The organism is Bacillus glycinifermentans (assembly GCF_001042475.2).
Lineage (GTDB): Bacteria > Bacillota > Bacilli > Bacillales > Bacillaceae > Bacillus > Bacillus glycinifermentans.
Genome location: NZ_LECW02000064.1, coordinates 1 through 5,975, shown reverse-complemented (window position 1 = coordinate 5,975; position 5,975 = coordinate 1). Strand labels below are relative to the sequence as shown.

At 48.6% G+C, this 5,975-nt stretch carries 6 protein-coding genes and 3 pseudogenes; all 9 read right to left on the bottom strand.

The features are described 5' to 3' along the window. Positions 1–319 (bottom strand): annotated as a pseudogene (locus AB447_RS26525) (3D domain-containing protein); the annotation flags it as partial. After that, a complete protein-coding gene (gene thyX / locus AB447_RS23165; RefSeq protein WP_082634694.1) occupies positions 289–1,119 on the bottom strand; it encodes an FAD-dependent thymidylate synthase in 831 nt (276 codons plus the stop codon). The pseudogene AB447_RS26525 and the gene thyX, both read right to left, overlap by 31 nt. Then, positions 1,120–1,347, bottom strand: coding sequence for a hypothetical protein (locus tag AB447_RS23160; RefSeq protein ID WP_048354323.1), 228 nt, complete (start codon positions 1,345–1,347; stop codon positions 1,120–1,122). Further along, the gene (gene dut, locus AB447_RS23155; RefSeq protein WP_048354324.1) at positions 1,347–1,871 is read right to left on the bottom strand and encodes a dUTP diphosphatase; all 525 of its coding nucleotides are present in this window, start codon (positions 1,869–1,871) and stop codon (positions 1,347–1,349) included. The genes AB447_RS23160 and dut overlap by 1 nt, the downstream gene beginning before the upstream one ends. Positions 1,872–1,921: 50 nt before the next feature. Next, positions 1,922–2,311, bottom strand: a pseudogene (locus AB447_RS23150) (ribonucleotide-diphosphate reductase subunit beta); the annotation flags it as partial. Positions 2,312–2,486: 175 nt separating this feature from the next. After that, positions 2,487–3,008, bottom strand: coding sequence for an HNH endonuclease signature motif containing protein (locus AB447_RS23145; protein ID WP_048354327.1), 522 nt, complete (start codon positions 3,006–3,008; stop codon positions 2,487–2,489). A 110-nt stretch (positions 3,009–3,118) separates the two neighbouring features. After that, positions 3,119–3,697 (bottom strand): annotated as a pseudogene (locus tag AB447_RS23140) (ribonucleotide-diphosphate reductase subunit beta); the annotation flags it as partial. Positions 3,698–3,735: 38 nt separating this feature from the next. Further along, positions 3,736–4,068, bottom strand: a complete 333-nt coding sequence (locus tag AB447_RS23135; protein WP_048354329.1) for a DUF1140 family protein — start codon at positions 4,066–4,068, stop codon at positions 3,736–3,738. 31 nt (positions 4,069–4,099) lie between these two features. After that, a partial coding sequence (nrdE, locus tag AB447_RS23130) for a class 1b ribonucleoside-diphosphate reductase subunit alpha (protein ID WP_057957768.1) occupies positions 4,100–5,975 on the bottom strand: 1,876 nt, incomplete at its 5' end.

Below are 5,975 nucleotides of genomic sequence, written 5' to 3'. Positions count from 1 at the left end.
AATAGGCCGTATAAGCTGTCGCGGTGAAAGTCCGCCATGCTGACGTTTTAGTGGCGTCCGGAGCCGGTTTCTTTTTTGACTTCTTCAGCGCCTTGACTTCGTCCTCAAGCGCCTGTATCTGCGCGTCCTTTTTCGTTATCTCTTTCGTTAATTCTTCGTTACGCGATTCTGCCGATTGAAGTGCGGCCTGATCTGGCGTTATCCTTGGCGGTTCTGGCGGCTGATCTGTCGGACAGTGGCCGGAGAATAGCTGCGCTGTTAGCGTGAAATTCGTTAGGATACCGATGCTTACACCTCCTCGAAAAACTGAGCCGTCCATGGCTCTACATTAACGACTTCCTGACGTAAGGCTTCCGCGAGGTCAGCGATCTCCTTTTGCGCACCTTTGCCCGGTTTCCGTTTCGAATAGAATTCGAGTAACGACCGTAGATTTGCAGTCATTACGAGATTCGTTGCGGCTGCTTGCGGGAGGACGGCGCGAGCATCTTCGGCGGGCACTCCGGATTTACGAAGCATATCGTAGTAATATTGCGCGTTATCCATCGCCTCTCTGAAAACCTCGTCAGCAAATCCGTAAGCAACCCCGTCAAACATTTCGCGCCGCTGAAAATGCACCTGCTCGCTTCCGTATTCAACTTTCTCCGGAAGCACGTAATCGAACCCGCCGATCCTATCATCGCTCCCCATCCGTACGTAACGCTGTGACTGGACGCTGAAGCTAAATCCGACGCGATGCCGTGTAAGCTGCGCCAATAACGCCCGGCTGACGCCTTCGATCGCAAAAGTGAACGATATATGCTCAAGCGTCGACGAATGACCTGATCGGACGATGTGCCGGAATAGGCGGTCGGCATCCGTGCCTGCGCCACCATCTGACGCTTTGGAGCCGAAATACTTGGCGCCTTCCTTTGCGACGATTTCAGACGGCTTGTTGGCGCTGTAGCACGTTCTGATTGCGGTTAGGGCGACCGCTTGGCCGTCGGTTTGGTGCAGATCGTCCAAGGTGTTCGTATAATATTCGCCAGATTCATCGTATTTTCTGTAATCGAGGGTCTGTTTGAATTCGTCGCTTAATTGCGTATGTGCGATTAGCTGTACGTTCATTTTGGTTTCCGCCATTTATTCGTCCTCCTTCGCTAGACTTTCGAAAACTCTTCGGTATTGGTCGTTAATAGATTGCGTAACTATTTCTCTCGCTTTCTCTTTCGTTGTGATCCGAAAAGTGCAATCGTCTTTTCCGTACATTTCGGAAGTGACAACATAATCGCGAAACAGTTCGTTCATGTATTCGAGATCGCCCGCGCCGTAAAACTTTCCGTTAATGAAACATGCGTATGTTTGCGGCATTATATCAGCTCCTTCCCCATCGGTTCTCCGAAATATTCCGGATGTGGACTACCGACCCCGCTACTCCCGAATCCGCCCGCACCCCGATCGCTATCGCCCAACTCGGCCACTTCCGTAAATGCCGCCTGCTCGACCGGTTTAATTACGGCCTGGGCGATGCGATCTCCTTTGCGGATTTTATATGCGCCCCATTCGAAATTACATCCGTAAATTGAATAGTAATCGATACCCATTCCGCTCGGTGCTGTATTATCGACAATCACTCCGACCTCGCCCCGATATCCCGCGTCGACCGTACCGAGCTGCACACGTAGTTTAGTCTTCAACGTAATACCCGAACGTGGCCGGATCTGCATTTCGTAGCCTTCCGGAATCTCGAACGCTAGCCCCGTTTTGACCAGCGCGGTTTCTCCCGGCTCGATGATGACGTCTTCTGCCGCAACCAGGTCGAAGCAGGCGTCTGAGGCGTGAGCATATTGCGGAATTTGTGCATCGGGTGACAAGCGTTTGATATTTACGTTCATTTCGATTCCCCCTCGTTAATAGTTGCGTATATACTTTCGTTAATGGACGCTTACTCGAAATAGAAATCGTCATCCTGGAGCGCTTCGACCGTAGCTTTTTTGTAAGAATTTCCCTTTTGACTGAAGAAGTCGTGGGACTTTGTTTTTGTACTTAACCCGTTCATTACAATCGGGTTCGGTGTTTCATCAGCAAAGTACGGATCAAAGCCGATGTTCATCAACGCCTTGTTTCCGTTGTATCGAACGAACTTTTTAACGTCGTGAGTCAGTCCGACCTGATCGTAAATATCCTCGGTGTAGGCGATCTCGTTTTCGTAGAGTTCCGCAAGCAATTCGACGGCGAAGTCGCGTAGTTCGAGTTGTACGTCCGTCTCTTGTCTATCATAAATTTCCTGCGCGAGTAAGCCGACATAGACGCCGTGGATCGCTTCATCTCTAATACCTTTTGTTCAGCCGAGATCGCTACTCTCGACCCGCTGCGAAATGCAGCCGCCTTACGTTACCGCAAGGAGCAGACTATATCATCGCCCACATGGGGCGCCTCCCGTTTCGATTTAAGGGGTTCTCACCCACGCCAATAGCTTGCGCCCTACTCGTTTTGCGGAATTTCACCGCCTATGCGATAGTCGTTGAACGTTCTATACGATCCCATAAAGTTTTCCATCTTCGTTTATGCCGAATTAAGCTAACGTATCGCGGGTGCAAGTCGTACTTCTCTCCGGCTTCGCCATTGCTCATCCCCGCAAGCAAATCATAGATTAAATTCGCGGCTTGTTCATCTGAAAGCTTTGACATCGAATTGCTCTCCCCGGGTTGCCCTGACATTAATCCAATCTTAAATGCGTGTTGAGTGTTTTCTTTAGGAGTGACTATTTCTAAGTTGCTAACGTGGTTATTGAGTTTGTTGCCGTCTATATGATTGACGAACATTCCGTCTGGTATTTCGTGTATGAAGTACTTTGCTACCAATCTATGAACTAGAAAGTTCTGAGTTCCTTTTTGTGGATGGGTGTATCCAACAACCTCATACCCGTGAGGTGTCACAAATGTTTTTCTAGGTTTATTAAGTTTCTTCGAAATAATTATTCCGCTCTCGGTAATCCACCAAGGGGCTTCCTCTACTTCTTTTCGCACAATCTTCACCTCCTTCTGGATCGCATAGCTTCGCTGCTGATCGTCCTTTTAAGGATTTCCCAGCAATTAGAGAGGTTCACAATCGCCGTCGCCGACGAAAGGGACTATTAATTAATCAGATTTATAATCTCGCCGCTGTTCATCAGTTTTCCTTGACCGTAGAAATATAACGGATAATAAAAGCCGCTGTAGAAAAGGAAGCTTTCGAGGTAGACCGACGCAACCATCGCCTTGTAAAGCGAAATGTCATCGCCTGGCTTAATCGCGTTGTACAGCCCACCAATGATTTCGGCCTTACGCTGCAAGTATCGATTCGTCTTCACCCATTCGAACAGTTCCGTAATTTTCTCCGTTGGCGCAAGCGTCATGAAGATGTTCGAATACGACTTCGCATGGACTGCGTTTTCCATCATCGCCATAAAGTTCAGGACGGCTTTGCGCTGATGACCGGATACCTGAGCGGCAATTAACGGCATACCTGTGTTTCCCTGTTCAGTGTCGAGTAGCGTCAGCCCCGCGAGGACTTTCATATACGTGTCCTGTTCGTTGGTTCCGAGATACTTCCATGTTAGAAGGTCGCCATTCAGCGAAATCTCTTCCGGAAGCCAAAACTGCTTAACGTTCTGTTCGTAAAACATCTGTGTGAATCCGTCTTCGTGTTGCGACCAGTTGGCCGCTGTATATTGCGTCAATTATTCGTCCTCCTTCTTTTTGTTATTTTTCGGATTTACTAGCTGCGTCTGCTTAAATATTCGTTCAATATGTCTTCATATTTATCTCGCATGAACTTAAACCTGTCTTGATGCAAGTTCTCGCTCCACCCGGTTAACTCATCAAGCTCCTTCATCTGTTGGAATCCTTTTTGGATTTCCCCGTAGTAAAACTCATTGTCTCCAACTGCTCTCCAATGCCTTGTAGTCCTGACTTGTTGTCCTGTTTCGGCTGTTTTCATAGCTATATTTAAGGCTTTTGTTTTCTTGTTTTGATTAGAGAGTATATTCGATGCGATTTTCTTCAAAATGAGATCGCAGTAAATCTTAACGAAGTTAGTTGGTTCGCTCACTATCAATACCACCTCCTATCAATCTGATAATTTAAACCACGCATGACAGGCAACCTTCCTGTCCGGTATCTTTTGTTCGCGCATAATACAGCGTCTTGATCCCTTTGTGATGTGCGTATAGGTCAATTCGGTTTAGATCGCGCGTCGTCATCGTATCTTTTAAGAACAGCGTAAATGAGATGCCTTGATCGATGTGTTGCTGGATCGTCGCGATCATATCGACGACTTTAAACATATCCATGTCGTACGCTTCCTTGTAGAAGAACCAATTCTTCGCACTAAGCCCCGGCATAGGATAATACGTCTTGGAATTTCCGTATGTCCTTTCCTCTATGCGCTCCATAATCGGCATGACTGACGCCGTAGCCGACTGCACATACGAAATAGATCCCGTCGGTGCAATCGCAAGTCTATACGAATGATAGAGTCCGTGGAGCATAACGTTAACCTCCAAGCGAACCCAATCGATGCGCTTCGGAATTTCAACGCCTTCAAACAGCTTCGCGACCTTCTCCGTTTTAGGACGGAAGTCCTCTGCGATGTACTTATCGAAGTAGCTGCCGTCTGCATACGTTGATCCTTCGAATCCCTCGAACGTGCTTCCGGTTTCCTTCGCAAGCTCCATTGACCGCACCAGCGACCAATAGTTCACGAGCGCAAAGAATACGTTAGCGAAGTCGCGAGCCTCTTCCGATTCATAAGCGATCCCATTCTGCGCAAGATATCCGTGTAGATTCATCGCTCCGAGTCCGATCGAACGCATCTGACGGTTAGCCTTAGCGACTGCCGGCGCGTTCTTGATATTCGTTGATTCCGATACGACCGTCAGCGCATCGACTGCGAGCTTTACCGTTTGCTCGATCGACTTGTTCGCCATGACGTTCGCAATGTTCAGCGAGCCGAGATTGCACGAGATGTCGAGACCGATTGCGTCCTCTTCGCCGTAGTCTGTGTACTCCGAAACTTCTGACGCCTGAAGCACCTCCGAACACAAATTCGAAAATTTAACCTTCGAAATGTGATTCAGCGCATGAGCTGCGTTTACGTTATCCTCGAACATAATGTACGGGTAGCCCGACTCGGATCTCAGAATCGCGAGCTTTTCGAGTAGCTGCCGCGGATTGATTTTATCTTTGCGGACGTTCGGATTCTCGACGAGTTTGTCGTACATTTCTCCGATATCCATTTCGTCAAGATGCTCGCCGTATTCCTTATAGACCGTATGCGGATAGAAAACGTATGCGTCCCGGTCATCGCGAGCCAATTCGATGAATTTATCCGGAATGACAACGCCGATCGATAGCGTCTTGACCCGGACGTCTTCATCTGCGCTGATCTTCTTGGTGTCGAGGAAATCGTTGATATCGCGATGGAATACGTTCAAATACGCAGCTCCTGCCCCAGAACGCGCGCCTTGCTGATCTGCATAGCGGAAGGCATTATCGAGGAGTTTCATGACTCCAACGACGCCCTTCGTTACGTTCTCGATCCCTTTGATCGATTCACCTTTCGCGCGTAGCTTCGATAAATTCAAACTTACGCCTCCGCCAAGCTTCGATAGCTGCATCGCCATGTCTACCGCGCGACTGATATCGTTCAGAGAGTCGCCCACTTCGAGAAGGAAACACGATACTAATTCGCCACGTCGCTTCCGACCCGCATTCAAGAACGTCGGTGTGGCTGGTTGATATTCCTGACGGATCATCATTTCCGCAAACTCGATCGCCTTGGCTGCGTTGCCTTTCGCGAAGAATAGCGCACAGATGGCGATGCGGTCTTCGTAGCGTTCGAGGATCTTCTTCTTATCGTTCGTCTTGAGCGCATAGTCGTTATAGAACTTAAACGCACTCATGAACGAAGGGAAACGGAACTTTTTCGCATAAGCCGCCTTGTAGACCGCTTTGATT